The 26,000-nt window shown below is 69.4% G+C and carries 17 protein-coding genes; 5 read left to right on the plus strand and 12 right to left on the minus strand.

Annotation, left to right across the window (positions count from 1 at the left end; genetic code table 11):
• Nucleotides 1–23 precede the first annotated feature (23 nt).
• Both J8I34_RS00830 and J8I34_RS00835 read left to right on the plus strand, forming a co-directional pair.
• Nucleotides 24–1,532: a cobyric acid synthase gene (locus J8I34_RS00830; protein WP_209769545.1), complete on the plus strand. Its 1,509-nt coding sequence runs from the start codon at nucleotides 24–26 to the stop codon at nucleotides 1,530–1,532.
• A 158-nt stretch (nucleotides 1,533–1,690) separates the two neighbouring features.
• A complete protein-coding gene (locus J8I34_RS00835) occupies nucleotides 1,691–2,884 on the plus strand; it encodes a PepSY-associated TM helix domain-containing protein (protein ID WP_209805140.1) in 1,194 nt (397 codons plus the stop codon).
• Between the two features lie 56 nt (nucleotides 2,885–2,940).
• Here the strand turns inward: J8I34_RS00835 and panC are convergent, their stop codons facing one another.
• The 3 genes from panC to J8I34_RS00850 form a co-directional block, all read right to left on the minus strand.
• Nucleotides 2,941–3,789: a pantoate--beta-alanine ligase gene (gene panC, locus J8I34_RS00840; RefSeq protein ID WP_209769547.1), complete on the minus strand. Its 849-nt coding sequence runs from the start codon at nucleotides 3,787–3,789 to the stop codon at nucleotides 2,941–2,943.
• Between the two features lie 167 nt (nucleotides 3,790–3,956).
• The gene (locus tag J8I34_RS00845) at nucleotides 3,957–4,847 is read right to left on the minus strand and encodes a segregation and condensation protein A (RefSeq protein ID WP_029046064.1); all 891 of its coding nucleotides are present in this window, start codon (nucleotides 4,845–4,847) and stop codon (nucleotides 3,957–3,959) included.
• A 28-nt stretch (nucleotides 4,848–4,875) separates the two neighbouring features.
• Nucleotides 4,876–5,067 carry a DUF3460 family protein gene (locus tag J8I34_RS00850; protein ID WP_029046065.1) on the minus strand — a complete coding sequence of 64 codons (192 nt, stop codon included), beginning with the start codon at nucleotides 5,065–5,067 and terminating at the stop codon, nucleotides 4,876–4,878.
• Between the two features lie 239 nt (nucleotides 5,068–5,306).
• Here J8I34_RS00850 and J8I34_RS00855 point away from each other — a divergent pair, with 239 nt between their 5' ends.
• The 3 genes from J8I34_RS00855 to bamE are packed head-to-tail and all read left to right on the plus strand — an operon-like array spanning nucleotide 5,307 to nucleotide 11,932.
• Nucleotides 5,307–7,151, plus strand: a complete 1,845-nt coding sequence (locus tag J8I34_RS00855) for an autotransporter assembly complex protein TamA (RefSeq protein ID WP_371748026.1) — start codon at nucleotides 5,307–5,309, stop codon at nucleotides 7,149–7,151.
• A 28-nt stretch (nucleotides 7,152–7,179) separates the two neighbouring features.
• Complete coding sequence (locus J8I34_RS00860; protein WP_209805141.1) at nucleotides 7,180–11,325, plus strand: translocation/assembly module TamB domain-containing protein; 4,146 nt, start codon at nucleotides 7,180–7,182, stop codon at nucleotides 11,323–11,325.
• Nucleotides 11,326–11,383: 58 nt separating this feature from the next.
• Nucleotides 11,384–11,932: an outer membrane protein assembly factor BamE domain-containing protein gene (gene bamE, locus J8I34_RS00865; protein ID WP_209805142.1), complete on the plus strand. Its 549-nt coding sequence runs from the start codon at nucleotides 11,384–11,386 to the stop codon at nucleotides 11,930–11,932.
• A 40-nt stretch (nucleotides 11,933–11,972) separates the two neighbouring features.
• On the opposite strand, the gene J8I34_RS00870 is transcribed toward bamE, so the two are convergent.
• The 9 genes from J8I34_RS00870 to metG form a co-directional block, all read right to left on the minus strand.
• Nucleotides 11,973–12,935: an ABC transporter ATP-binding protein gene (locus J8I34_RS00870; protein ID WP_209805143.1), complete on the minus strand. Its 963-nt coding sequence runs from the start codon at nucleotides 12,933–12,935 to the stop codon at nucleotides 11,973–11,975.
• A gap of 23 nt (nucleotides 12,936–12,958) precedes the next feature.
• Entirely contained in the window at nucleotides 12,959–13,978 is a 1,020-nt protein-coding gene (locus J8I34_RS00875; RefSeq protein ID WP_371748029.1) for an ABC transporter ATP-binding protein, read from the minus strand.
• A gap of 17 nt (nucleotides 13,979–13,995) precedes the next feature.
• A complete protein-coding gene (locus J8I34_RS00880) occupies nucleotides 13,996–14,889 on the minus strand; it encodes an ABC transporter permease (protein WP_029046071.1) in 894 nt (297 codons plus the stop codon).
• Nucleotides 14,882–15,793: an ABC transporter permease gene (locus tag J8I34_RS00885; RefSeq protein ID WP_029046072.1), complete on the minus strand. Its 912-nt coding sequence runs from the start codon at nucleotides 15,791–15,793 to the stop codon at nucleotides 14,882–14,884. The genes J8I34_RS00880 and J8I34_RS00885 overlap by 8 nt, the downstream gene beginning before the upstream one ends.
• A 78-nt stretch (nucleotides 15,794–15,871) precedes the next feature.
• The gene (locus J8I34_RS00890; protein WP_209769556.1) at nucleotides 15,872–17,506 is read right to left on the minus strand and encodes an ABC transporter substrate-binding protein; all 1,635 of its coding nucleotides are present in this window, start codon (nucleotides 17,504–17,506) and stop codon (nucleotides 15,872–15,874) included.
• Nucleotides 17,507–17,565: 59 nt separating this feature from the next.
• Nucleotides 17,566–18,360, minus strand: coding sequence for an IclR family transcriptional regulator (locus J8I34_RS00895; RefSeq protein WP_029046073.1), 795 nt, complete (start codon nucleotides 18,358–18,360; stop codon nucleotides 17,566–17,568).
• Between the two features lie 92 nt (nucleotides 18,361–18,452).
• Nucleotides 18,453–20,189: an AMP-binding protein gene (locus J8I34_RS00900; protein ID WP_209805144.1), complete on the minus strand. Its 1,737-nt coding sequence runs from the start codon at nucleotides 20,187–20,189 to the stop codon at nucleotides 18,453–18,455.
• A gap of 67 nt (nucleotides 20,190–20,256) precedes the next feature.
• On the minus strand, nucleotides 20,257–23,583 hold the full coding sequence (locus J8I34_RS00905) for an acetyl-CoA carboxylase family protein (protein WP_209805145.1): 3,327 nt from the start codon (nucleotides 23,581–23,583) through the stop codon (nucleotides 20,257–20,259).
• 344 nt (nucleotides 23,584–23,927) lie between these two features.
• A complete protein-coding gene (gene metG / locus J8I34_RS00910) occupies nucleotides 23,928–25,985 on the minus strand; it encodes a methionine--tRNA ligase (protein WP_209805146.1) in 2,058 nt (685 codons plus the stop codon).
• Nucleotides 25,986–26,000 lie beyond the last annotated feature (15 nt).

The raw sequence follows: 26,000 nt of genomic DNA on the forward strand, positions 1-26,000 counted from the left end.
GAGGCCGGTGAGATAATCCGCCGATGCATACCGATTCCCCGCTTTCCTTGCCGCCGGGTGCCCTGCGCGGCACGCTGATGGTCCAGGGCACCACCTCCGATGCCGGCAAGAGCACCGTGGTCGCCGGGCTGTGCCGCGTGCTGGCGCGCGCCGGCACGCGCGTGGCGCCGTTCAAGCCGCAGAACATGGCGCTGAACAGCGCGGTGACCGCCGACGGCGGCGAGATCGGCCGCGCGCAGGCGCTGCAGGCGCAGGCCGCGCGGCTGGCGCCGCATACCGACATGAATCCGGTGCTGCTCAAGCCCAGCAGCGACACCGGCGCGCAGGTGATCATCCACGGCCGCGCGCGGCTCGACCTCGATGCCCGCGCCTACCACGCCTACAAGCCCGAGGCGATGAAGGCGGTGCTGGCCTCGCACGCGCGGCTGGAGCAGGCCTATGACGTGGTGCTGGTGGAAGGCGCAGGCAGCCCCGCCGAGATCAACCTGCGCGAACGCGATATCGCCAACATGGGCTTTGCCGAGCGGGTCGACTGCCCGGTGGTGCTGGTCGCCGATATCGACCGCGGCGGCGTGTTCGCGCACCTGGTCGGCACGCTCGATTGCCTGTCGGACAGCGAACGCGCGCGCGTGACCGGCTTCATCATCAACCGCTTTCGCGGCGACATCGGCCTGCTCGAACCGGGGCTGGACTGGCTCACCGCGCGTACCGGCAAGCCGGTGTTCGGCGTGCTGCCATACCTGCACGGCCTGCACCTCGATGCGGAGGACGCCATCGTCGGCACGCAGGCTGCGAAGGCCGGAGCGCAGCGGCTGCGCGTGATCGTGCCGGTGCTGCCGCGCATCGCCAACCATACCGATTTCGACGCGTTGCGCGCCCATCCGCAGGTAGACCTGCGGTTCATTGGCCCCGGCATGCCGGTCCCGCCCGCCGACCTGGTGGTGCTGCCCGGCAGCAAGAACGTGCGCGCCGACCTGGCCTTCCTGCGCGCCAACGGCTGGGAGGCGGCGCTGCAGCGGCACCTGCGCTACGGCGGCAAGCTGGTCGGCATCTGCGGCGGCATGCAGATGCTGGGCCGGCAGGTGCATGATCCCGACGGCCGCGAAGGCCCTGCCGGCAGCAGCGCGGGCCTGGGATGGCTCGACTACGAGACCACGCTCGCCGCCGAGAAGCAGCTGCGCCAGGTCAGCGGGCGGCTGGCGGATGCGGACGCGCCGGTGCGGGGCTACGAGATCCATCTCGGCGTCACCACGGGCGCCGGGCTGGAACGGCCCGCAGTGTGGCTCGACCGCGGCGACGGCACCATGCGTCCCGACGGCGCCTGCTCGGCCGATGGCCAGGTGCTGGCGACCTACGTCCATGGCCTGTTCGACGACCCGGCCGGCTGCCAGGCGCTGCTGCGCTGGGCAGGACTGGATGGCGCGCAGGCAGTGGACCTGGATGCGCTGCGCGAAGCGTCGATCGAGCGGCTTGCCGATACCCTGGCGGCACATCTCGACCTGGGAGCAATGTTCGCTCCACTGCAACGCTGATCCACACGCTGGCGATCCGCCATTGCGTGGATCGTGCCGGCTCCCCGCAACATCTCCCTGTTAGAATTGCGAATCTTTCGCATTTGCATTCTGTTGCGATATGACTTTCGGGTCATATCGCCGCACGCTGCAGCGCTCCACATTCACAAACACAAGCCATGGTCACCGGCCGCCTGCGCGTCGTCTTCGTCAAGCTGCATCTCTATATCGGGCTGACTCTCGGCCTGCTTTTTGTCCTGCTGGGTCTGACGGGCATGGCCATTGCGTGGCGCGATGAGCTCGATGCCTGGCTCAACCCGGATCTGCTGGTCGCCTCGGCGCCCGCTACCGGCCCCGTTACGCCGGCGACCGTCAAGGCGGTGACCGAGCGCCTGGCCGCGCCGCCGTACGGCAGGCCCAACCTGCTGATGCTGCCGACCCACGACGACAGCGTCTTCACCGCCTGGTATCCCGTCAAGGGGCCGGAGGGCGTGGTGCAGGGCCGCTCGCGGCAGGTGATGGTCGATCCGGTGACGCTGGCAGTGAAGGGCGAGCGCGTGTGGGGCGAGCCCGGCGTCTCGCGCCGGCTGCTGCTGCCGACGCTGTTCCACCTGCACCGCTACCTGCTCAGCGGCGAGACCGGCAAGACCGTCATCGGGGTGGCGGGCATGCTGCTGCTGCTGACCACGCTGGTGGGCGTGGTGGTGTGGTGGCCCAAGACGAAACTGCGCGCGTGGGCGCAGGCGTTCCGGATCAGCCATGGCGGCTCGTGGTCGCGCTTCAACTTTTCGCTGCACCGGGCCGGCGGCATCCTGGCGGCTCCTGTGCTGGCCATCATTGCCTTTTCGGGCTGGTATCTGAACCTGCCGAAGTGGGTGACGCCGATCGTAGCGGGGGTGATGACAGTGACCCCGCCGGCGAAGCATGTTTCGGCGCCGCCCGCGCCCGACGCGCGCCCGCTCGACGCCGGCCAGATCATGGCGGCGGCGCAGTCCCAGTATCCCGACGCTCGGGTCACCCGCATCAGCTTCCCGCGCAAGCCGGGCGACGCCTTTGAAGTGCGGCTGCGCCAGCCGGACGAGGTGCGCAAGGACAGCGGCGCGACCCGGCTCTGGCTCGACGCCTGGGCCGGCACGCGGCTGGGCGCGAAGGACCCGCACGATGCGCCCGCCGGCGACGCGCTGCTGAACTGGCTGTTCCCGCTGCATACCGGCGAGGCGTTCGGCCTGCCGGGACGGATCTTCATCACGCTGTTCGGCCTGGCGCCGCTGGCCTTTGCGCTGACCGGCGTGCTGATCTGGTGGAAGCGGCGGCGCGGGCACCGCCGCCACGTCGTGAAGACGGCGCAGCGCGCGGCCATGCGCCGGGCATGAAAAAAGCAGGCCGGCGGCCTGCTTTTTTTTGCGAACCCGCGAACCCCCGCCCGGGCTCAGATTTCCAGGTTGTCGATCAGGCGGGTCGCGCCCAGCTTGGCGGCGGTCAGCACCACCAGCGGCTCGCCGGCGACAAACTCGTCGTGCGTCGGCGCCTGCAGGTTAGCTTGCTTGCGGATCGACACGTAGTCCGGCTTCCAGCCGCGCTTGGCCAGCGCTGCCACGGCATTGGCCTCCACCGCCAGCAGGTCGGCGCCGGCGCGGTCGCTGCCCAGCACGGTGTCGCGCACCTCATGCAGCGTGCGGTACAGCACCGGCGCCTCGGCGCGTTCGTCCGGGCTCAGGTAGCGGTTGCGCGACGACAGCGCCAGGCCGTCTTCATCGCGTATGGTCTCGGCCGGGATGATGTCGATCGGCAGCGCGAACTGCTGCACCATGCGGCGCACGATCATCAGTTGCTGGTAGTCCTTCTTGCCGAACACGGCCACGCGCGGCTGCGCGCACGAGAACAGCTTCATCACCACGGTGCACACGCCCTTGAAGAAGCCGGGGCGGAATTCGCCTTCCAGGATGTCGCCCAGGTCGTGCGGCGGCTCGACGCGGTATTCCTGCGGCACCGGGTACATGTCGCGCTCGGAGGGCGCGAACAGCACATAGACGCCTTCCTTCTGCAGCTTCTCGATATCGTCCTGCAGCGTGCGCGGGTACTTGTCGAAATCCTCGTTGGGGCCAAACTGCAAGCGGTTCACAAAGATCGACGCCACTACCGGGTCGCCGTGCTGGCGCGCCAGGCGCATCAGCGACAGGTGGCCTTCGTGCAGGTTGCCCATGGTGGGGACGAAGGCAGCGCGGTTCTGGCCGCGCAGCTGGTCCCGCAGCTCTTGGATGGAGGAAATGACTTTCATCTGGCTAGGTGTGCTGTCGTGAGGGTGTGACCCGTGGCGCCGGTCTCCGGGGGGCGGCGCCGTGACTTGCCGGGCCTCGGGGCGTTCTGCCTTCCGGGCGTATCGTTTCGGCTGTCGGCGGATTGTAGATCAAGTGGGGCGGGGGCGGACCCTGCCCGTCGGGTGGGTCAGGAAGGGCTGTACGCCAATCGCACATAAATTGGCGCGAACGGCTCGGCCTGGGTGATCTCGACCAGCGACTCGCGCGACAGCTCCAGCATGGCGATAAAGTTGACCACCACCACCGGCACGCCCTTGCCCGAGCGGACCGCGTCCTCGAACAGTTCCGAGAACTCCATGAAGCGCGCGTGCTGCAGCCGGCGCAGGATCTGGCTCATGTGTTCGCGCACCGACAGTTCTTCGCGCGAGATCTTGTGGTGCTGGTTCAGCTTGGCGCGCTTGAGCACATCGGCCCAGGCGGCCTGCAGGTCGATGGTTTCGACTTCCGGGAAGCGCGGCGCCAGGCTCTGCTCGATATAGACCTGCGAGCGCAGGAAGTCGCGGCCGAGCTGCGGCACCGTGTCCAGCCGCTGCGCGGCCAGCTTCATCTGCTCGTATTCCAGCAGGCGGCGCACCAGCTCGGCGCGCGGGTCCTCGGCGTCTTCATCGCTATCGGCCTTCTTGACCGGCAGCAGCATGCGCGACTTGATCTCGATCAGCATGGCCGCCATCAGCAGATACTCCGCCGCCAGCTCCAGGTTGGTCTTGCGGATCTGCTCGATGTACGACAGGTACTGCCGCGTGACCTGCGACATCGGGATGTCGAGGACGTTGAAGTTCTGCTTGCGGATCAGGTACAGCAGCAGGTCCAGCGGGCCTTCGAACGCTTCCAGGAAGATTTCGAGCGCATCGGGCGGGATGTACAGGTCCTGCGGCAGCTTGAACAGCGGCTCGCCGTACAGGCGCGCGAAGGCCATCCCGTCGACCATGTCGGCGGGCTCCCCGGGTCCGCCAAGGTTGTCGGCAGCGCCGGCAACCGCGACGGGTAGCGGCAGCTTGTCCTGGTCGGCTGTGCTCATCGCCGGTGACCGGGCGTGCTGGCGGGGATCAGTTGTCCTGCGAGTAGACGTACGGCTTCTGGGCTACGCGCGAGGCCTGGGCGCGGGCGCGCTCTTCCAGGTCGATCGGCGCCTTGTCCCACAGCAGGGCGCGGCCGTCGCGCTGCTCGGCCTCGAGCGTCGGGCGCTCTTGCTTGAGCTGCTTCAGGAACTGGGTGATCTCGGATTCGTACATTGCCATGGTGAAACCGTATGCGCCGCTTGGGGCGCGTAATGGATACAGTGGGGCAGGATTTTACAGTATCGGCCCGTCGCGGGGACGTATTTGGGCCCGCCGGCGGCTTCCGGGGGTAGGAAGATTCCGGCCGCAGGCCTGTGTGTGGTCAAATACCGACTTCGTATGTGTGGACAAAGAGCGATGCCGAAAGACACCGCTATCTCTGCTGACCGTGTGCCCGAGGCGCCCGGCGACAACAACGGATGAGGATCGACCTGGCCAGGACGACAGCCCGCCGGGGCCGCCCAGACATGCCGGATGCGGCGCATCCGGCCCCGATCGCCCCGCTCCCGGTGCGGGCGCGCGCGGCCGCGTATGCGATCGCCGCGATGCTGCTGCTGCCGGCCGCGGCCCATGGCGCCTACAAGGTAGAGGTCGAAGCCCCCAAGCCGATCAAGGAGATGCTCGAAGAGCACCTCGACCTGTCGCGCTACAAGGACCGCGCCGACCTGTCGCAGGACCAGTTCAACTACATGGTCGAGACCGTGGGCGAGCAGGTGCGCCAGTTCACCTCGACCGAAGGCTATTTCGACCCGGCCACCACCACGCGCGTGGAGGGCGAGGGCGACGGGCGCGTGGTCCATGTCACGGTGGACCCGGGCGCGCGCACGCTGATCCGCAATGTCGATGTCCAGGTGACCGGGCCGGCGGCGACGCGCTCGCCCGAGCAGGTGGCCGAGATGAAGGCCAAGTGGGGCCTGCCGGTGGGCGACCCGTTCCGCCAGGCGGACTGGGACAAGGCCAAGGAAGACGCGCTGGTGACGCTGCAAAGCCACAACTACTACGGCGCGCGGCTGGCCGCGTCGCAGGCGCGGGTGGAGCCGGACGAGCTGCGTGCCGACCTGTCCGCGCACTACGCCAGCGGTCCGTCCTACCTGCTGGGGCCGCTCAAGGTCACCGGCACGCGCCGCTACCCCGAGCAGATCATCTACAACGTCAACCCGCTCAACGAGGGCGAGCCCTACCGCGTGGAACGGCTGCTGGAATTGCAGCGCGCCGTCCAGAACCAGCCGTATTTCTCCAACGTGCAGGTCGACCTGGAACCGCCGCCGGATGCCGACAAGGCGCCGGACGGCGTGGTCACCGCGCCGGTCTCGGTGCGCGTGCGCGAATACCCGGTGCACCGGCTCAACGGCGGCGTCGGCTTTACCACCGACACCGGCGCCCAGGTGGAAGGACGCTATTCCTACTACAACCTGTTCAACCGCGCCTGGACCTTCGACTCGCAGGCGCGGATCGAACAGAAGCGTACCTACATGTTCGCCGAGGCCGCGATGCCGCCGTCCCGCGGCGCCTACCGCAACAGCGTGTACAGCAGCTACGAGCGCACCATCGATATCGAGAACACCGACACCACCAGCCTGCGCGCGGGCCTGAAGCGCTCGCGCTCGCGCGAGAAGATCGATGTCACCACGTCGCTCGATTTCTACTACGACAAGCTGGTGCCCGAGGGCCAGGCCGCCCAGATCAGCAAGGCATTGGTGCCCGCCTTCGCCTGGACCCGGCGCGATGTCGACAACCCGGTATTCCCGCGCCGCGGCAACGTGATCAATACCCAGATCGGCGTGGCCGCCCGCGGCTTCCTCAGCGATGCCACCTTCCTGCGCCTCTATGGCCGCATCCGCCAGTACATCCCGGTGGGCACGCGTGACCTGGTGGTGGCGCGGCTGGAACTGGGCGCTGACCTGACCGGCGACAGTTCCGGCCAGATCCCCGCAACGCTGCGTTTCCGCGCCGGCGGCACCGATTCGATCCGCGGCTACACCTACCAGTCGATCGGCACGCCCAGCGGCTCCAGCATCCTGCCGGCCAAGTACCTTGGCACCGGCAGCCTGGAGTACCAGTACTGGTTCAAGCCGGACTGGGGCGTGGCGGTGTTCTGGGACCTGGGCACGGCCGCCGACAACCTGCGCGGCGTGACGATCTACAACGGCGTGGGCGTCGGCGTGCGCTGGCGCACGCCGGTGGGGCCGCTGCAGCTGGACGTCGGCTACGGCATCCAGGAACAGCAGTTCCGGCCGCATATCTCGCTGGGGGTCGCGTTCTGATGGCCGCCCTCGCGCCCGGGATGCCGGCATGAGCGCCCACGACCTGCCCGACGTGCCCGGCGAAGGCACGCCCGGGGAGCCGAACCCGCCCGCGCCGCGCAAGCGCCGGCGCGTATGGCGCGCGCTCGCCTGGTTCCTTGGCGTGCTGCTGGTCCTTGTGATCGCACTGATCGGCGCCGGCGTGGCGGCACTGAGCACCGAGGCCGGCACGCGCCACCTGTGGACCCTGGCCACGCGGCTGTCGGCCGGCATGCTCAGCGGCCGGCTCGAAGGCGGCACAGTGGCGCATGGGTTGCGGCTGCGCGACGTGGTCTTTGCCAGCGGCCAGACCCGTGTGACGGTGGACCGCGTCGATGGCAGCTGGGCCATGACCTGGCAACCGCGCCGCCTGCACGTCGACTACCTGCGCATCGGCAAGGCCGAGGTCCGGCTGGGCCCGTCGGCGCCGAGCACCGAGCCGGCGCAGATGCCGAAGTCGCTGGAACTGCCGCTGGCGATCGACGTCGACGCGCTGACGCTGGAGCGGCTGGCGCTGCTGCAGGGCACGGCGCCTGCCGCCCAGCCGATGGTGTTCGCCAACCTGTCCGGCGCGCTGCACAGCGACGGCCAGCACCACCGCGTCAGCGTCGACAAGCTGGAGACGCCGTACGGCAAGCTTGCCACCAACGCCCAGATCGGCGCGCGCGCGCCCTTCCCGCTCAGCGCCGAAGCGCTGCTGGAGGCGAGCTGGCAAAAGGAGTCCTTTGTCGTCAACGCCACCGCCAGGGGCACGCTCGAAGCCTTGCGCGCCGAGCTGCAGGCCAACGGCGACCGCATCCATGCGCGCGCCGGCGCTGACCTGACGCCGTTCGGCAAGGTGCCGTTCACGCAGTTGCTGGTCGATGGCGAGGGCATCAACCCGCGGCTGTTCAGCCCCACCGCGCCGCAGGCCAACCTGACGGTGCATGCCGAGCTGCGGCCGGTGGATGGCGCGGCGGCGGCTGCGGCACCGCCAGCCGCTTCCGCACCCGCGGCATCGGCAGCCGCGGCATCGGCACCTGCAGCATCTGCCCCTGCCGCCGCGCCGCCGCCCGCGCCGCTGGCCGTCGCTGGCGACATCGATATCCGCAACCTCGAAGCCGGCCCGCTCGACAAGGAGCGCCTGCCGGTGCGGGCGGTGCGCGCCCATGTCGAACTGAGCGAAATGGCGCAGGCCGTCAGCGACCTGCGCGTGGCCCTGACCGGCAAGGCCGAGATCACCGGCGGCGGCACGCTGCGCGACGGCCGCGGCGGCTTCGACCTGGACGTGCACCGGCTCGACCCGGCCGCGCTGCATGGCTCGCTGACCAGCGCCAGCCTGTCCGGGCCCGTGGTGCTGCGCATGGAGCCGGGCCGGCAGAGCGTGGCGCTGGACCTGTCCGGCGCGGCGCTCAAGCTGTTCGCCGATGCCAGCATGGACGCCGACACCGTTACGCTGGCCACGCTGCGCGCGACCGTGGGTCCCGGCGTGCTGACCGCCGAAGGCAAGCTCGGACTGAAGGACAAGCAGCCGTTCAGCTTCAAGGGCAAGCTGGCGTCGTTCGATCCGTCGCGGCTCGCCAAGGTGGCCGCGGGCCGCATCAACGCCGACTTCAGCGCCAGCGGCGAGATTGCCCCGGTGCTTGGCGTGGCGCTCGATTTTGCCGTGCACGAGAGCGAATACGCGGGCCTGCCGATGACCGGTGGCGGCAAGGTGCGGCTCGCCGGCGAGCGGCTGCTGCCGAGCGAAGCCGCGCTCAACATGGCCGGCAACCAGGCCAACCTGCGCGGCAGCTTCGGCGCGCGCGGCGACCAGCTCAGGCTGGCGGTCGACGCGCCGCAACTGGAGCGCCTGAAGTTCGGCGTGGCCGGCAAGCTCAAGCTTGATGCCACCATCACCGGCACGCTGAAGAAGCCCGAGGTAGTGGCCGACTACAACGCGCAGGCGCTGGAGGTCGGACCGCACAAGGTGGCCACTGCCAGCGGCCGCGCCGAAGTGCGCGGCGGGCTGGACGGCCCGCTGTCGGTGCAACTGGCCGCGCGCGACTACCGCGGGCCGCAGGCCAGCCTCAGCACGCTCGATGCCACCCTCAACGGCACCCAGGCCAGCCACGTCTTCGACATCAAGGTGGCCGGCAGCCTGAACCGCCGGCCATTGCAGCTCGCGCTGGCGGGGCAGGGCGCATGGAAGGGGCCGGATGGCTGGAACGGCACCATCCGCACGCTGGAAGAACGCAGCACGGTCAACCTGCGGCTGGCCGCGCCGACGCAGCTGCTGGTCGCGGACCAGCGCGTGCGCCTGGGCGCCACGCGGCTGCTGCTGGACAACGCCACGCTCGCCATCGACAGCTTCGACTGGGACCATGGCCGCATCCGCAGCCAGGGCACGCTGAACGGCCTGCAGGTCGGCCACGTGCTCGAACTGATGGAAACCATTACCGGCGAAAAGCCGCCGGTGCGCTCCGACCTGGTCATCGATGGCCGCTGGAACCTGGCGCTGGCCGAGACCGCGAGCGGGTTTGCCGAAGTGCGGCGGCGCAGCGGCGACCTGTCGGTCAATGCGGGCCGCGGCTTCACCACGATGGGCCTGGGCGAGACCAGCCTGCGCGCCGAGGCGGGCGGCAACCGCATCGCGCTGCGCGGGGGCATGGTGTCGGGGCGCATCGGCAAGGTGGTGGTCGATGCCTCGGCGGGGCTGGTGCAGGAGCAAGGCCTGCAGACGGTGGGGCCGGCGTCGACGCTGGCGGGCACCGTCACGATCGACGTGCCACGACTGAAATCGCTCGAGGCGCTGACCGGGCCGCAGTATGCCTTCGACGGGCGCCTGGCCGCCGCGCTGCGGCTGGGCGGCACGGTCGGCGCGCCGCTGCTGGCCGGCACCGTCGATGGCGACAACCTCGCCGTCACGCTGTACGACCTGGGCCTGCGCCTGACCGATGGCACCGTGCGCGTGGCGCTGGACCAGAACACGGTGGAGCTGAAGCACGTCGAGTTCCACGGCGGCGATGGCAAGATCACCGCCACCGGCAACGTCAAGCTCGGCGAAGCCGATCCCAACCTGACCGGCAAGATCGTCGCCGACAAGCTGCAACTGTTTGCCAGCCCGGAACGCACGCTGGTGGTGTCGGGCGACGCCAGCATCGCCAACGAGAACAAGCAGATCGTGATCCGCGGCAAGTTCCGCGTCGACCGCGGCCTGTTCGATCTGCCCAAGGCCGGCGCGCCGGTGCTGGGCGACGACGTGGTGGTAATCCGCCGCAAGGACCAGCGCGCGGTCAAGACCGCCGCGACGCCGGTGGTGCCCGAGACCAAGCCGGCGAGCAAGTTCAGCCCGGTGATCGACCTGACCGTCGACCTGGGCAACGACTTCCGCTTCCGCGGCGCGGGCGCCGACCTGCTGCTGGCCGGCCAGCTCGGGGTCAGGAGCGAACCGCTGGTGCCGCTCAAGGCCGTCGGCACGGTGCGCGTGACGGATGGCACCTACGAGGCGTTCGGCCGCAAGCTGAACATCGAGCGCGGTATCATCAATTTCAACGGGCCCATCGACAACCCGAACATGAACATCCGCGCCATGCGCCGCAACCAGGAAGTGGAGGCGGGCGTCGAGGTGACCGGCACGGTGCGGCTGCCGCGCGTGCGGCTGGTGTCGGAGCCGAACGTTCCCGACGAAGACAAGCTGTCCTGGCTGATGTTCGGCTACGGCGCCGAAAGCGCCGCCGCGGGCCAGCAGCGCCAGCTGGGCGGTGCCGCGATGGGCGGCGCGGCGCTCGGCCTGATCGGCGGCAAGGCGGGCAAGGGCATCGTCTCGCATTTCGGCATCGACGAGTTCTCGATCGGGCCCAGCACCGCGGGCCTGAACGACCAGCAGGTGGTCAGCATGGGCAAGGCCATCACCGACCAGATCGCGGTAGGCTATGAGCAGAGCCTGACCTCGGCCTCCAACGTGGTGAAGCTGACCTGGCAGTTCTCGCGGCGCTGGTCGCTGATTGCCAAGGGCGGCTCCATCAACGGATTGTCGGTCTTGTTCAACCGCCGCTTCGACAGCTGGGCGATCCTGTTCTCGGGCGCCTCGAACCGCAGCGGCACCAGGAGGAGCCAGGATGACGGCCAGACACTCGATCCCGAAAGCGCCGCGCAGGCCGCCTCGTCAGTCATTGCCGAGCCCGTGCGCCGCTGAAGCAAGCCCCGCCCACCTACGCCCCGCCAACCACGCGTCGCCGCGACGCCTTGCCGCCATGGGACTGATTGCCTCTGTGCTTGCGCTGTTCGGCTGCGACCAGCGCAAGGTCGATGAAGCGATGAAGAAGGCGGGCGAAACCGCGCGCAATACCTGGAACGCGATCAAGCCTGACAGCGAGCTGTTCAAGGGCATCGTGCCCGGCCAGTCCACCGAGGAAGAGCTGCGGCGCCAGGCCGGCAAGCCGGAGATCGTCTGGGAAGAGGCCGACGGCGGCCGCCGGCTGGAGTATCCGCGCGGGCCGGAGGGCACGACCACCTGGATGGTCACCATCGGTGCCGACGGCAAGGTCGCGCGCATCGAGCAGGTGCTGACGCCGGAGAACTTCGCGCGCGTGCGCGCCGGCATGAGCAAGGACGATATCCGCCGCCTGCTGGGCAAGCCGACCAAGGTCGAGGCGTTCGCGCTGAAGAAGGAAGAGGTGTGGGGCTACCGCTGGATGGAGAGCTCGACCGACAAGGCCTTCTTCAACGTGCATTTCAACACCGACGGCACGGTGACGACGACTTCGCGCAGCGACGATCCGTCGAGGATGCAGGGCGGCTGACGCCGGTGCCGCGGCGCCGTTACCGTCCGAGCCGGGGCGATCACACAAGAAGGTGGCAGGCCGCCACATGCATCGGCTTGCCGTCACCATGCGGGGCCAGCTGCCGCAGGCGCGGCAGGTCCTTGCCGCATGCCGGCGCCGCGCGCGGGCAGCGCGGATGGAACTTGCAGCCCGGCGGCGGGTTCAGTGCCGAACCGATCTCGCCCAGGATCAGCCCCTCGGCCGGCTGGTGGTCCGGATCCGGCCGCGGCGCAGACCCGAGCAGCGCCTGCGTGTACGGATGGCGCGGCGCGCCGAACACCGCCGGGCTCGGCCCGCTCTCGGCCATGCTGCCCAGGTACATCACGCCCACCGCCGAACTGAAGTGCTCCACCAGCGCCAGGTCGTGCGCGATCATCACATAGGCGATACCGAAACTGCGCTGGATGTCCGCCAGCAGGTTGACGATCTGCGCGCGGATCGACACATCCAGCGCCGAGGTCGGCTCGTCCAGCACGATCAGCCGCGGCTGCAGCGCCAGCGCGCGCGCCACCGCGATGCGCTGGCGCTGCCCGCCGCTGAACTCGTGCGGATACAGGTCGAGCGCGCCGGGCGGCAGGCCGACGATCTCCAGCAGCTCGAGCAGGCGCCGGCGCAACGCCGCACGGTTGCCGCCGAGGCCGTGCGCGAGGAGCGGCTCGGCCAGCAGCATGCCGACCTTCAGGCGCGGATTGAGCGACGAGGACGGATCCTGGAACACCGCCTGCACCTGGCGCCGGTAGGCCAGCACGCCCTTGCGGCCGAGCGTGAGCACGTCCTGGCCGTCGAAGCGGATGGTGCCGGCGCTGGGGCGCTCGAGCAGCAGCAACTGCCTGGCGATGGTGGTCTTGCCGCAGCCGGACTCGCCCACCAGCGCGTAGGTCTGGCCGGCATCGACGGCAAAGCTGACGCCGTCGACGGCGCGCACCGTGCCGCCGCCGTGTACGGGAAAGTGCTTCTTCAGGTCTTGGACTTCGAGCAGCATGGGGCCTCCTGAGCGCGTGGGGCTTAACCGGCCGAAGCCAGCCAGCAACTGACCTTGTGGCCGGATTCCAGCTCGATCTCGGGCGGATAGGCGTCGTCGCACAGCGGCTTGCGGTGCGGGCAGCGCGCGGCGAAGCGGCAGCCGTGCGGCGGATCGATCAGGCTGGGCGGGCTGCCGGGGATTGCATACAGCCGCTCGCGCTTTTCGCCGAAGTGCGGGATGGACTTGAGCAGCGCCTGCGTATAGGGATGGGCGGGCCGCTTGTACAGCGTGCGCACGTCGCCGGTCTCGACGATGCGCCCCCCGTACATCACCGCCACGCGATGGCAGATGCTGGCGGCCACGCCGAGGTCATGCGTGATCAGGATGATGCCGACGCCGGTCTGAGCCTGGATCTTGCGGAACAGCGCCATGATCTGCACCTGGATGGTCACGTCCAGCGCGGAGGTGGGCTCGTCGGCCACCAGCAGCCGCGGCGCGCTGGCGATCGCCATGCCGGTCACCACGCGCTGGCGCATGCCGCCGCTGAACTGGTGCGGGTAGTCGTCGAGCCGCGTCTGTGGGGAGGGGATGCGCACGCTTTCCAGCACCTGCACCACCTGGCGGCGGCGCGCCTCGCGGCTGTCCGCGCGGCCGTGGTAGTGCAAAGGCGCGCCGACCTGGTCGCCGACGGTGAAGACCGGGTTCAGCGAGGTCAGCGGGTCCTGCGAGATCATCGCGATCTTGCGGCCGCGGTACTCGCGGCTCATGGCTTTCTCGGGGAGCTGCAGCAGGTCGGTGCCGTCGAGCAGGACCTTGCCGCCCAGTTGCGCGCCGCGCGGCAGCAGGCGCAGGATCGACAGGATCGTCATCGACTTGCCCGAGCCGGACTCGCCCACCACGCCCAGCGTCTCGCCCTCGTGCACGTGCAGGTCCACGCCGTCCACCGCGCGCACCAGTCCGCGGCGCAGGTCGAGATGCGTCGTCAGGCCCTGCACCGACAGCATCGGCGCGGCGACGTCGCGGACACCCGGCGCGACGGGGACAGCTTGTTGTTGCGTCATGTCCTGGCTGGTGCCGTTCATAGCTGTCTCCTTTTCGGGTCGAAGTGGTCGCGCAGCCAGTCGCCCAGCAGGTTGGACGCCAGGCAGGTCGCCATGATGGCCAGCCCCGGCATGGTGATGGCCCACCATGCATTGGTGATGTAGTTGCGCGCGTCGGCCAGCATCAGGCCCCAGGACACGTCGGGTTGCTGGATGCCCAGGCCGAGGAAGCTCAGCGAGGCCTCGAAGATGATCACCTGGCCGACCTGCAGCGTGGCCAGTACCAGCAGCGTATTGAGCAGGTTGGGCAGCAGGTGGCGGCGGAAGATGGTGACAGTGCCGCAGCCGGCCACGCGCGCCAGCGCCACGTAGTCGCGCTGCTTCAGCGACATCACCTCGCCGCGCACGATGCGCGCGTACCAGGTCCAGTAGGTGATCACGATGACCAGCACCACGGTCTCGAAGCCCGGGCCCAGCACCGCGGCCAGCACCAGTGCCAGCGCCAGCGCCGGGATCGACATCTGGATATCGACCAGCCGCATGATCAGCGCGTCGAGGCGCCCGCCGAAGTAGCCGGCCAGCATGCCTGCCACGGTGCCGATGCCGCCCGAGATCAGGATGGCGTACAGCGCCACCACCAGCGAAATGCGCGTGCCGGCCATGATGCGGCTGAGCAGGTCGCGGCCCATGTTGTCGGTGCCGAGCGGATAAGCCCAGCTGCCGCCTTGCAGCCATGCCGGCGGCTGGAATGCGAGGCCGAGGTCGAGGCCGTTGGGGTCGTGCGGCAGCAGCGCTTCGCCGCCGATGGCGCAGGCCAGCAGCAGCGGGAACACGGCCAGCGCGAACCAGGGCAGGGTGCCCAGCTCGCGCCGGCGCCGCTTGCGGGCCAGCGGCGCCGCCGTGGATGCGGGAGGGATGGCGATCTCAGGCATGGCGGATCCTCGGGTCGATCAGTCCGTAGCTCAGGTCGACCAGCAGGTTGGACAGCACGAACAGCACGGAGGTGAGCATCACGCCCGCCTGCACCACGGGGAAATCGCGCGCGAACACCGCTTCGACCACGGTGCGGCCGACGCCCGGCCAGGCGAAGATGACTTCCACCACGAAAGCGCCGCCCAGCATCGCCGCGAAATACACGCCGAGGATGGTGACCAGCGGGATCGCCGCATTGCGCAGCGCGTACTTCCACACCAGCACGCCTTCCGGCAGGCCCATGGCGCGGCCCATGCGGATGTAGTCGCTGTCGAGCACGTCGAGCATGGCCGAGCGCACCACCCGCGTCTGCGCCGCCACCGGATACCAGCCCAGCGCGATCGCTGGCAGCACCAGGCTGTTCCACGAATCGCGCCCGAATGCCGGCAGCCAGTTCAACTGCACCGCGAAGAACAGGATCAGCAGCAGCCCGACCCAGAAGTTGGGCATGGCCTGCCCGAGCATGGCGAAGACCTTGGCGAAGCGGTCGAACCATGAGCCGCGGTACACCGCCGACAGCACGCCGAACGGCACCGCCATCGCGATCGAGAAGCCCAGCGCGGCCAGCGCCAGTTCCACCGTGGCCGGCAGACGTTCCAGGATCAGGCCAAGTGCCGGCTCCTGCCAGCGGTAGGAGTTGCCGAAGTCGCCGGTGACGGCATGGCTGAGGAAGACCAGGTACTGCGCCACCAGCGGCTGGTCCAGGCCGAGGTGCTGCCGGGTCTGCTCGATCACCTGGGGCGGCGCATCGGCCGGCAACAGCAGGGCAAGCGGGTCGCCGGACAGGCGCGAGATCAGGAAGATGATCACGCTCGCGCCCAGTATGCTGATCAGTCCGTGCAGCAGGCGTTTCGCGATGGGCATGACAGGCTCCGTGGGGATAGCGTCAGCGGGGATGCCGCGTCCGGCGCGCACGCGGCGCGTGGCGGACGCGGCGGCGGGTCAGCGCTGCTTCCAGCTCACTTCCTGGAACGAGCGCCAGTAGTCGCGGATGGGCCAGGGCACGTAATCGATCTTGTTGTCGCGCCAGGCAAAGGTCACCAGCGGCCGGTACGTCGGCAGCCCACCCAGCACGCGCTCCTGCTTGAGCCGCGCGATCTGCTTCAGCAACGCAGTGCGCGCGGCGGGATCCATGGTGTGGCGCTGTTTCTCGACCAGGGCATCGACCTCGGGGTCGTTGGTGTAGGAGTAAGTGCCCCAGCCGCCGCCGCCCTGGTAGCTGTGCAGGTGGCCGGACCATGCCAGGCCGGGGTCGCCGGGCAGGCCCTGCGACCACATCCAGCTCAGCACGCCATCCATTTCGGGCGGGCCGGAGCGGCCGCGCTTGCCAAGGCTGATCCACGCTCCGTATTCCAGGTTGCGCACCTGGCAGCGGATGCCGACCGAGCTCAGGTAGGCGTACATGGCTTCGCCGACTTCCTTCACGCCCGGCTCGCGCGGCGTGGTGAGGTTGTAGCAGGGCGTGTCGAAGCCGTTGGGATAGCCCGCCTGCTTCAGCAGCTCGCGCGCACGCTTCTGGTCGAACGGGTAGGGCTTGAGCGCGGGATCGTAGCCGTTCGATTCCTTGCCCACCTGCGCGTAGCGCTCGCCCTGGCCGAACAGCACGCGCTTGATGATGGCGTCGACGTCGATCGCATGCGCCGCCGCCTGCCGCACGCGCACGTCGTTGAACGGCGACTTCGCCATTTGCGTGTTGAAGTTGAGGAAGAGGTTGTTGCCGCTCACCAGCGTGACGGTTTTCACGCCCGGCATCTTCCTGAACTCATCGACCATCGAGGGCGGCACATTGTCGATGAAATCGACCTTGCCGGTCTTGAACGCCGCCACCCGGGTCAGATCCTCGGGGATCACCTTGATGGTCAGTTCCTTGACGCCCGGGCGCTTTTCCTTGTTCCAGTAGCCGTCGAAGGCTTCCAGCTTGAGCTCGTCCTTGACGGTGCGCGAGACGAACTTCCACGGGCCGGTGCCGACGGGCTTGCGCGCGAATTCTTCCTCGCCGACCTTCTGGATGTACTTCTTGGGCATCGCCCACAGCTGCATGTTGCCGACGATGAACTGCGCATCGGGCTCCTTGAAATGCAGCTTGAAGTGGTGTGGGTCGACGATCTCGAAGCGTTCGATCGACGAGACGTAGTGCGAGAAGAAGCTGCCCTTCGGGTCGCGCTGGCGCTGCCAGGAAAACTCGAAGTCCTCGGCCGTGAGCGGGTCGCCGTTGTGGAAACGCACGCCCTTGCGCAGTTGCACGTCCAGCACCGGCTTGCCGTCCTTGCCGGTCTCCAGCTTCCAGCTTTCGGCCAGCCAGTTCTCGTCCTTGAGCGCGGCATTGCGGCGCACCAGCATCTCGAAGATCTGGCCAACAAAATAGTGGTCGACGCCGGCAGAGATCTTGACCGGATCGAGCGTGGTGGACTCCGCGCCGAAAGCGACGGTGAGGCTGCCGGTGGCTGCCGGGGTGGCCGCCGGGGTGGCCGCCGAGGGAGGCGCTGCATTCGCAGCGCCCGTCACCGGCACGGTGGCTGCGGCCAGCATGCCGGCCAGCAGGCGGCGCCGGGCGGCGTCGGTCAATTTCGGTTGCATGGTGTCTCCTCCTGTGGCGCCGTCGGATGCGGCGTGGTTGGTATGAAGAACGGGCCCGCTCAGCGCGGAAAACTGTTCTCGAGCTGACGCACCACGTCCAGCAGGCGCGGGCGCACCTCGTCGAGCAGGAACGACGGGGACAGGCGGAACGCCGGCCCGCCCACGTTGATCGCCATCGGCGCCATGCCATGGCCCGGCGCGAAGCCGCGCGCAATGCCGTGGACGTCTTTCTGCCAGTCGCCCATCGAGCAGGCCACGCCAAGCGCGCGGTGGTCGGCGAGCGCCTGCTCGATGCCCCGAAGCAGCCGCGGCCACGCCACGTCGTCGATCTCTCGCACCTGCTCCAGGAAGTCCTGCCGCTGCTCCGGCGGCACCACCGCCAGCCAGGCCCGGCCGATGGCCGACGTGGCCACCGGGATGCGCGAGCCGGTATCGAGCGTGAGTGCGATGGCCTCGGCGCTGCGGCAATGCTCGACATAGATCATCGAGAAGCGGTCGCGCGTGCCCAGCGAGACCGTGCCGCCGGAGAAATCCGCCAGTTCCTGCATCAGCGGACGGGCCACCTTGCGGATATCCAGCCGCGACAGCATGGCGCTGCCCAGCCGCAGGCAGGCCGTGCCCAGGCTGTACTTGCTGCTGCCATGTTCGTGCGCCAGGTAGCCCAGCCGCGTCAGCGTCGAGGTCAGGCGCGACACCGTGGACTTGGGCAGCCGGCAGCGCTCGGCGATCTCTTGGTTGCCCAGCGCGCGGTCGCTGGTGCGGAAGCAGGCCAGCACTTCCAGCCCGCGCGCCAGCGCGGTGACGAAGTGGCGGTCCGCCTTGGCGGCGCCGCCCGGTGTGGATCGGTCATGCATGGCCGTTGGCTCCTCGGTTTGCCGTTGACCGCCAGCCGCGTGCGTGGCGCGCCCCGTCGGGGCACGCCAGCGCGGCGCGGATTGCCGCGCGGTCAGCGGCTGGCTTCCGCGTCCAGCAATGCCTGCAGCTCGACCTTGCGCACCTTGCCGGTGGCGGTCAGCGGCAACTCGGGCAGGATGCGGATCTCGGGCACCTTGTAGACCGCCATCTGCTCGCGGCACCAGGCGTGCAGCGTGTCCGCGGAGGTGCCGTCGGCATGTTCCGGGCGCAGGCGGATAAAGGCCACCGGCACCTGGCCCTTGTCCGCGTCGGCGCGTCCCACCACGGCCGAGCCCAGCACCGCCGGGTGGCGCGACAGCAGCACTTCCAGCTCGGAGGGGAACACGCTCATGCCGCGCACCTTCAGCATCTCCTTGCGCCGGCCGAGGAAGTGCAGGTAGCCGGCCTCGTCATAGGCGCCGATATCGCCGGTGCGGAACCAGCCGTCGCGGAACACTTCGGCGTCGACGTCCGGGCGCCCCCAATAGCCCTTGAGCAGCGACGGGGTGCTCACCACGATTTCGCCTTCCGCGCCGATGGGCAACACCGCGCCGGTGTCGAAGTCGCAGATCTTGATGCGCGTGCCCGGCACGGGCAGGCCGACGAAGACCGGGCGGCCGCGCAGGTCCATGTCGTCGGCCTGCATGCCGGTGGTGAAGGTGTCGCTGGTATGGGTCTCGGTCATGCCCCACGCGCCCTCGGCAATGATGCTGCCGGTGAGCGCGTGCCAGCGCTGGCGTATGTCGGGCGTGATCTTGCGGATGAACGAGGCGGCGCGCGTGTGCTGCAGCGAACTCAGGTCGTAGCCGCCGGCGTCGGGGTGGTTCATCAGCTCGACGGCGTTGTCCACCACCAGGAAGGTGCGGTTGACGCGATAGCGCGCGATCGCGGCCATCACCGCCACCGGATCCCAGCGCGCCAGCAGCACGAGGGTGGCACCGCTGAAGACCGGGCTGATCAGCCCGAGGTTCTCGCCGGCGATCCAGAACATCGGCAGGAAGTTGAGCATCACCTCGTCGGAGCCTTCTGCCAGGCTGCCGGCGTCGGCGCTGCCGGACATCGCGTACGAGGCCGCCGCGGTGTAGACCATGTCGCGCTGCGTGTGCATGCAGCCCTTGGGCAGGCCGGTGGTGCCGCCGGTGTAGTTGAGCGCGGCCAGCGCGTCCAGGTCCACCGGCGGCAGCGCGCCGGCCGGCCCGGTCTGGCGCAGCGCGTGCAGCAGGTCGGTGGCACCCTCCACCTCCAGCGGCGGCGCATCCAGGCCGGCGGGCAGCGGCAGCGTGGGCTGGTCCGGCAGCATCGCGCCCGCACTGGTGGTGTAGATGGTGCGCAACCGTGTCTGCGCGCGCACCGACATCAGCAGCGGCGCCAATTGGTCCTGCACGATGATGGTGGTGGCGCCGGCATCGTTCAGCTCGTAGACCAGTTCGTGTTCCTTGAAGAGCGGGTTGACCGGCACATAGACCGCGGCCAGTTTCAGGATGCCGTAGAAGGCCACGTGGAACTGCGGGCAATTGCCCATCATCACCGCGACCCGGTCGCCTGCGCCGATGCCGTCGGCCTTGAGCCGCGCGGCGCAGCGCTCGGACAGGTCGTCGAGTTCGGCATAGGTGACGGTGGTGCCGTACCACTCCAGCGCGGGATGGCGGGGCCGCTTGCGCGCCCACGCGCGCAGGTAGTCGCCCAGCGGCGCTTCGCCGTGCGGATAGGCCGGGGCGGTGGGCAGGCCGGCGGGCCAGATCTTGCGATGCCGGGCTTCCAGGTCTTCGAAGAACGCTTGCTCGTTCATTCCTGCTGTCTCCTGTCGCTATTGTCCTGACTGTCCGTGCCGTGCCGTGCCGTGCCGGCCGTTGCCGCTACCAGGCGTCGACGTAGCTTCGCACCGGCCGGTCCGGATTCGCTGCGCCGGCGTCCAGGCCGCTGACCAGCCACTGGCGCGTGGCCGCGGGGTCGATCACGGCGTCGATCTCCAGCGCCGCCGCCGCGTTGATGGCGTGGCCGCGTTCGTACATCTGAGCTACCAGCTGCTGGTACAGCGCGTCGCGCTGCGGGCCCGCCGGCAGCGCTTCCAGCTCCTTGCGGAAGCCCAGCCGCACCGCGCCTTCCAGGCCCATGCCGCCGAACTCGCCGGTCGGCCACGACACCGTGAACGACGGCGCGCGGAAGCCGCCCGCCGCCATCGCCATCGCGCCCAGGCCATAGCCCTTGCGCAGCACCACCGCCAGGAACGGCACGCGCAGCTTGGCGCCGATCACGAACATGCGCGACACGTGCCGCACCTGCGCGCGCGCCTCGACCTCCGGGCCGACCATGAAGCCCGGTGTGTCGATCAGCGAGACGATGGGCAACCCGTGCGCGTTGCACAGCTGCATGAAGCGCGCGGCCTTGTCCGCGGCGTCGGCGTCGATGGCGCCGCCGAGGTGGCGCGGATTGCTGGCGAGGATGCCCACTGGCCGCCCCTCGATGCGCGCCAGCGCGGTGTGGATGCCGGTGCCGAAGCCGGCGCGCAGTTCCAGCACACTGCCGGCGTCGGCCAGGCCGGCGATGGCGGCACGGGTGTCGTACACGCGCAGGCGGTTCTCCGGCACCACGTGGCGCAACGCCATCGGATCCGGCGCCTGCCAGTCGGCGACGCGGCCCTGGAACATCGACAGGTAGTGCCTCGCCGCGGCCACGGCGGCGGCTTCGTCGTCGACCAGCAGGTCGGCCACGCCGTTGTGGTACTGCACCGCGGCCGGGCCGATATCCTCGGGGCGGAACACCCCCAGGCCGCCGCCTTCGATCATGGCGGGACCGGCCATGCCGATATTGGCGTTGCGTGTCGCGATGATCAGGTCGCAGCAGCCCAGCAGCGCGGCGTTGCCGGCGAAGCAGCGCCCGGAGGCGATGCCCACCACCGGCACTTCGCCGCTCAGTTCGGCGAATGCGGCGAACGACGGCTGGTACAGGCCGGCCACCGTGGGAAAATCGACATCACCCGGACGCCCGCCGCCGCCCTCGGCGAAGATCACCGTCGGCAGCCGGTCCCGCAGCGCGACCGCCAGGATGCGGTCGGTCTTCATGTGGTTGCGCTTGCCCTGGGTGCCGGCCAGCACGGTGGCATCGTAGGCCAGCACCGCGCAGCGCGCGCGCTCCGGCGCGAACAGGCTGCCGTTGACCGCGCCAGTGCCGGTGATCAGGCCGTCGGCTGGCGTGTTGGCAATCAGGTCGGCCTCGCTGCGCCGGCTGGCCTGCGCGGCCACCGCGAGGCCGCCGTATTCGCGGAAGCTGCCGGCATCGCACAGGTCGTCGATGTTCTCGCGCGCGGTGCGCTGCCCGCGCGCGCGGCGCCGGGCCACCGCATCGGGGCGGGCGGCATCGTAGAGGAAGGCATGGCGGTCGAGCACCCGCTGCAGGTCGGCGCGGATCGCCGACGGGTCGGTGCGCTCGGCCTCGGTGCCGGCCTCGGCGCCGGCATCGGCCGGTTCCAGCACCAGCATGACCTGGCCTTCGCCAACCTGCGCGCCGGCTTCGGTGCGCAGGTCGATCACGCGACCGGCGCGTTCGGCCACGATGGCGTGCTCCATCTTCATGGCATCGAGCACGGCGACGGTCTGGCCAGCCTTGACCAGCGCGTTGTCGGCCGCCAGCTCGATCACGCGGCCGCCCATGGGCGCGCGCACCGCGCACAGGCCTTCGCCCAATTGCTCGTCGAAGCTCGCCGTGCTGGCCGCGGCGGCCACGCTGGCCGGGCTACCTGTCGCAAGCGCCTGCCGTGCCGCGCACTGTGCGCCGATCTGCGCGGCACGCTCCAGCAGCTGGGGCAGCGCGGCCTCCATATAGCGCGTGTGCACCTGCTGGCTGGCAAAGTCGTCGCGCTCGGCCAGCGCGCGCAGCAGGTCGAGATTGGTGTCGATGCCGCCGATATTGAATTCGGCCAGCGCGCGCTGCAGGCGCCGCACCGCGTCCGCGAACTGCCCGCTGGCCGAGGTGACGATCAGCTTGGCGAGCAGCGTGTCGTAGTGCGCCGACAGTGCGTAGCCGGTATAGCCGTGGGTGTCGACGCGCACGTCCGGGCCGCTGGGCGGGTCGAAGCGTTCCAGCCGGCCCTGCGCCGGCCGCGCCAGCCCTTGCGCGTCGGTGGACTCGGCATTGACTCGCACCTGGATGGCATAGCCGCGCGCGCGCGGCGGCTGCTGCGGGTCCAGGCCGAGCTCGGCGAGGCGCCGGCCCTGTGCCAGCCCCAGCTGCACCGCCACCAGGTCGATCCCGGTCACCTGTTCGGTGACCGTGTGCTCCACCTGCAGGCGCGGATTGGCTTCGATAAAGACAAAGGGCAGGGCGGCGCCGTCGCGCCGCGCGCCGGGCTCGGGCTCCTCGACCAGGAACTCGAAGGTGCCCAGGCTGCGGTAGCGCGCTTCGCGTGCCAGCGTGCAGGCGGCATCGACGATGCGCCGGCGCAGCGCCGGATCCAGTGCCGGGCTGGGCGCGATCTCGACCACCTTCTGGAAGCGGCGCTGCAGCGTGCAGTCGCGCTCGCCCAGCGCGATCACGCTGTGACCGTCGCCGGCGATCTGCACTTCGATATGGCGCGCACGCGCGACCAGCCGCTCGGCATAAACGGCGTCGACACCGAAGGCCGAGCGCGCCTCCGAGCGGCAGCGCGCGTAGGCTTCGGGCAGCGCCTCGCGCTCGCGCACCACGCGCATGCCGCGCCCGCCGCCGCCGCCGACCGCCTTGAGCACGATGCCGGCACCGCCCTGTTCGTTGAAGAAGGCCGTGACCGCCTCCAGCGTGGCGGCGCCGGCGGTGGCCGGCATCACCGGCACGCCGCAGCGCGCCGCCAGCGCCAGCGCGTGGCCCTTGTCGCCGAACAGGCTCAACTGCTCAGGCTCGGGCCCGACGAAGACGAGCTCGGCAGCGGCGCAGGCGCTGGCAAAGTCGGCGCGCTCGCTGAGGAAGCCGTAGCCAGGGTGGACGGCGTCGCAGCCGGTGGCGCGCGCCGCGTCGATGATGGCGGGAATGTCGAGGTAGGCAGCGGCGCCCTGGCCCTGCAGGGCGACGGCTTCGTCAGCCAGGAGCCGGTGCCGGCTGGCGTGGTCGTCAGCGGCATAGACGGCCACGGTGGCGATGCCAAGGTCTCGCGCGGCGCGCTGCACGCGCAACGCGATCTCGCCGCGGTTGGCGATCAAGAGCTTCTTCACAAGTGTCCCCTTCCGTGCGAAGCGGCTTCACGCAGCCAGGGGGTGCGCGGCACGCTTCTGTCTGTTGGTTTGTGATTCTGCGCAGTGGAATCTACGCGGCAGCTCAACCGAACGCCAAGCGCGATGCGCGGGAACCATGTATGGCATGCCGCGCGTGCATGACCACGCCGCGCACGGAGGCCGCGCGCGGCTTATCTTGTTCTGCTATGCGGAATTCTTGACGCGCAGGCTGCGCGCAAAGGGGAGGGGAGCGAAGCGGAGGGGGAGCGAAATGCCGGAGAGCGCGGTACGCGCCGCCGGCTTGCGCCGCTCCCCGAGTGCGGAGGCGCGGCGCGGTCCTGCAATCAGCGGATGCGCATCCCCGGCACGGCGCCGCTGTGCGGCTCCAGGATGTACAGGCCCGGCGCGGCCTTCTCGTCAGCCGCGGAGGCCGCCAGGACCATGCCCTCGGACATGCCGAACTTCATCTTGCGCGGTGCCAGGTTGGCCACCACCACGGTCAGCTTGCCGACCAGCTGCTCCGGCGTGTAGGCCGACTGGATGCCCGAGAAAACATTGCGGGTCTTGCCCTCGCCCAGGTCCAGCGTCAGCTGCAGCAGCTTGTTGGAGCCTTCGACCTTCTGGCACTCGACGATCCTGGCCACGCGCAGATCCACCTTGGCGAAATCGTCGATGGTGATGGTCTCGGCCACCGGCTCGATCGACGGTGCGGCAGCGGGCGCCGCCGCGGCCTGCAGCGAATCGCGGTTGGCGGCCAGCAGTGCATCGACCTGCTTGGCATCGACGCGCGTCATCAGGTGCTGGTACGCCTGCACCGGCCTGGCGGCGGCCAGCTGCTTGTCGATCGCGCGCCAGTCGAGCGGTTCGACGTTCAGGAAGCGCTCGACGCCGGCGGCCACGTTCGGCACCACCGGCTTCAGGTACACCGTCAGCAGGCGGAAGGCTTCCAGCGATACCGAGCAGGCGGCGTGCAGCGCGGCACGCTTGCTTTCGTCCTTGGCCAGTTCCCACGGCTTCTCGGTGTCGACGAAGGCGTTGACCGCGTCGGTCAGCTCCATCACCTGGCGCAGCGCCTTGCTGTACTCGCGCGCTTCATACAGCTGCGCGATCTGCGGCGCGGCCTGGCGCAGCTGCTCCAGCAGCGGATGCGCCAGCGCGGCCTCGTCGACCTTGCCTTCGAAGCGCTTGACCAGGAAGCCCGCCGCGCGGCTGGCGATATTGACATACTTGCCGATCAGGTCGCTGTTGACGCGGGCGATGAAGTCGTCCAGGTTCAGGTCCAGGTCTTCCATGCTCGCATTGAGCTTGGCGGCGAAGTAGTAGCGCAGCCATTCGGGGTTCATGCCGGTGTCGATGTAGCTCTGCGCGGTGATGAAGGTGCCGCGCGACTTGCTCATCTTGGCGCCGTCCACGGTCAGGAAGCCGTGCGCGAACACGTTGGTCGGGGTGCGGTAGCCCGAGAAGCGCAGCATCGCCGGCCAGAACAGCGTATGGAAGTACAGGATGTCCTTGCCGATGAAGTGGTATTGCTCGGCGGTCGAGTGCGGGCCGACCCAGGCGTCGAAGTCGATGCCGCGCTGCTGCGCCAGGTTCCTGAAGCTGGCGTAGTAGCCGATCGGGGCGTCCAGCCACACGTAGAAATACTTGCCGGGCGCGCCGGGGATCTCGAAGCCGAAGTAGGGTGCGTCGCGCGAGATGTCCCAGTCGGACAGCGTCGAGGCCTCGCCCTCGGCGCCCAGCCATTCCTGCATCTTGTTGGCGGCCTCGGGCTGCGCCAGGTCGGCCACCCATTCGCGCAGGAAGGTCTCGCAGCGCTGGTCGGACAGCTTGAAGAAGAAATGCGTCGACGACTTGCGCACCGGCGTGGCGCCGGACACCACCGAGTACGGGTTCTTCAGGTCGGTCGGTACGTAAGTCGTGCCGCAGACTTCACACGAGTCGCCGTACTGGTCCTTGGCGCCGCACTTCGGGCATTCGCCCTTGATGAAGCGGTCCGGCAGGAACATGTTCTTGACCGGGTCGAAGAACTGCTCGACATCGCGCTCGGCGATCAGGTCCTCGGCCTTGAGGGCGAGGTAGATCTTCTCGCAAAGCTCGCGGTTCTCTTCGGCGTCGGTGCTGTAGTAGTTGTCGAACGACACCAGGAAGCTGTCGAAATCGCGCTTGTGCTCGGTCCAGACGCGGTCGATCAGCTGCTTCGGGGTGATGCCTTCCTTCTCGGCGCGCAGCATCACCGGGGTGCCGTGCGTGTCGTCGGCGCCGACGTAGTAGACCTCGTTGCCCATCATGCGCTGGAAACGCACCCAGATATCGGTCTGGATGTATTCCACCAGGTGGCCGATATGGATCTGGCCGTTGGCATAAGGCAGGGCGGATGTGACGAGGATGCGACGTGCGGTCATAGACGGAGGGCCGGT

This window comes from Cupriavidus phytohabitans (genome assembly GCF_017815025.1).
GTDB lineage: Bacteria > Pseudomonadota > Gammaproteobacteria > Burkholderiales > Burkholderiaceae > Cupriavidus.

Coding starts and splice junctions, on each gene's coding strand:
- J8I34_RS00830 (WP_209769545.1), top strand. CDS start 24: ATGCATACCGATTCCCCGCTTTCCTTGCCGCCGGGTGCCCTGCGCGGC.
- J8I34_RS00835 (WP_209805140.1), top strand. CDS start 1,691: ATGGTCACCGGCCGCCTGCGCGTCGTCTTCGTCAAGCTGCATCTCTAT.
- panC (WP_209769547.1), bottom strand. CDS start 3,789: ATGAAAGTCATTTCCTCCATCCAAGAGCTGCGGGACCAGCTGCGCGGC.
- J8I34_RS00845 (WP_029046064.1), bottom strand. CDS start 4,847: ATGAGCACAGCCGACCAGGACAAGCTGCCGCTACCCGTCGCGGTTGCC.
- J8I34_RS00850 (WP_029046065.1), bottom strand. CDS start 5,067: ATGGCAATGTACGAATCCGAGATCACCCAGTTCCTGAAGCAGCTCAAG.
- J8I34_RS00855 (WP_371748026.1), top strand. CDS start 5,307: ATGAGGATCGACCTGGCCAGGACGACAGCCCGCCGGGGCCGCCCAGAC.
- J8I34_RS00860 (WP_209805141.1), top strand. CDS start 7,180: ATGAGCGCCCACGACCTGCCCGACGTGCCCGGCGAAGGCACGCCCGGG.
- bamE (WP_209805142.1), top strand. CDS start 11,384: ATGGGACTGATTGCCTCTGTGCTTGCGCTGTTCGGCTGCGACCAGCGC.
- J8I34_RS00870 (WP_209805143.1), bottom strand. CDS start 12,935: ATGCTGCTCGAAGTCCAAGACCTGAAGAAGCACTTTCCCGTACACGGC.
- J8I34_RS00875 (WP_371748029.1), bottom strand. CDS start 13,978: ATGACGCAACAACAAGCTGTCCCCGTCGCGCCGGGTGTCCGCGACGTC.
- J8I34_RS00880 (WP_029046071.1), bottom strand. CDS start 14,889: ATGCCTGAGATCGCCATCCCTCCCGCATCCACGGCGGCGCCGCTGGCC.
- J8I34_RS00885 (WP_029046072.1), bottom strand. CDS start 15,793: ATGCCCATCGCGAAACGCCTGCTGCACGGACTGATCAGCATACTGGGC.
- J8I34_RS00890 (WP_209769556.1), bottom strand. CDS start 17,506: ATGCAACCGAAATTGACCGACGCCGCCCGGCGCCGCCTGCTGGCCGGC.
- J8I34_RS00895 (WP_029046073.1), bottom strand. CDS start 18,360: ATGCATGACCGATCCACACCGGGCGGCGCCGCCAAGGCGGACCGCCAC.
- J8I34_RS00900 (WP_209805144.1), bottom strand. CDS start 20,189: ATGAACGAGCAAGCGTTCTTCGAAGACCTGGAAGCCCGGCATCGCAAG.
- metG (WP_209805146.1), bottom strand. CDS start 25,985: ATGACCGCACGTCGCATCCTCGTCACATCCGCCCTGCCTTATGCCAAC.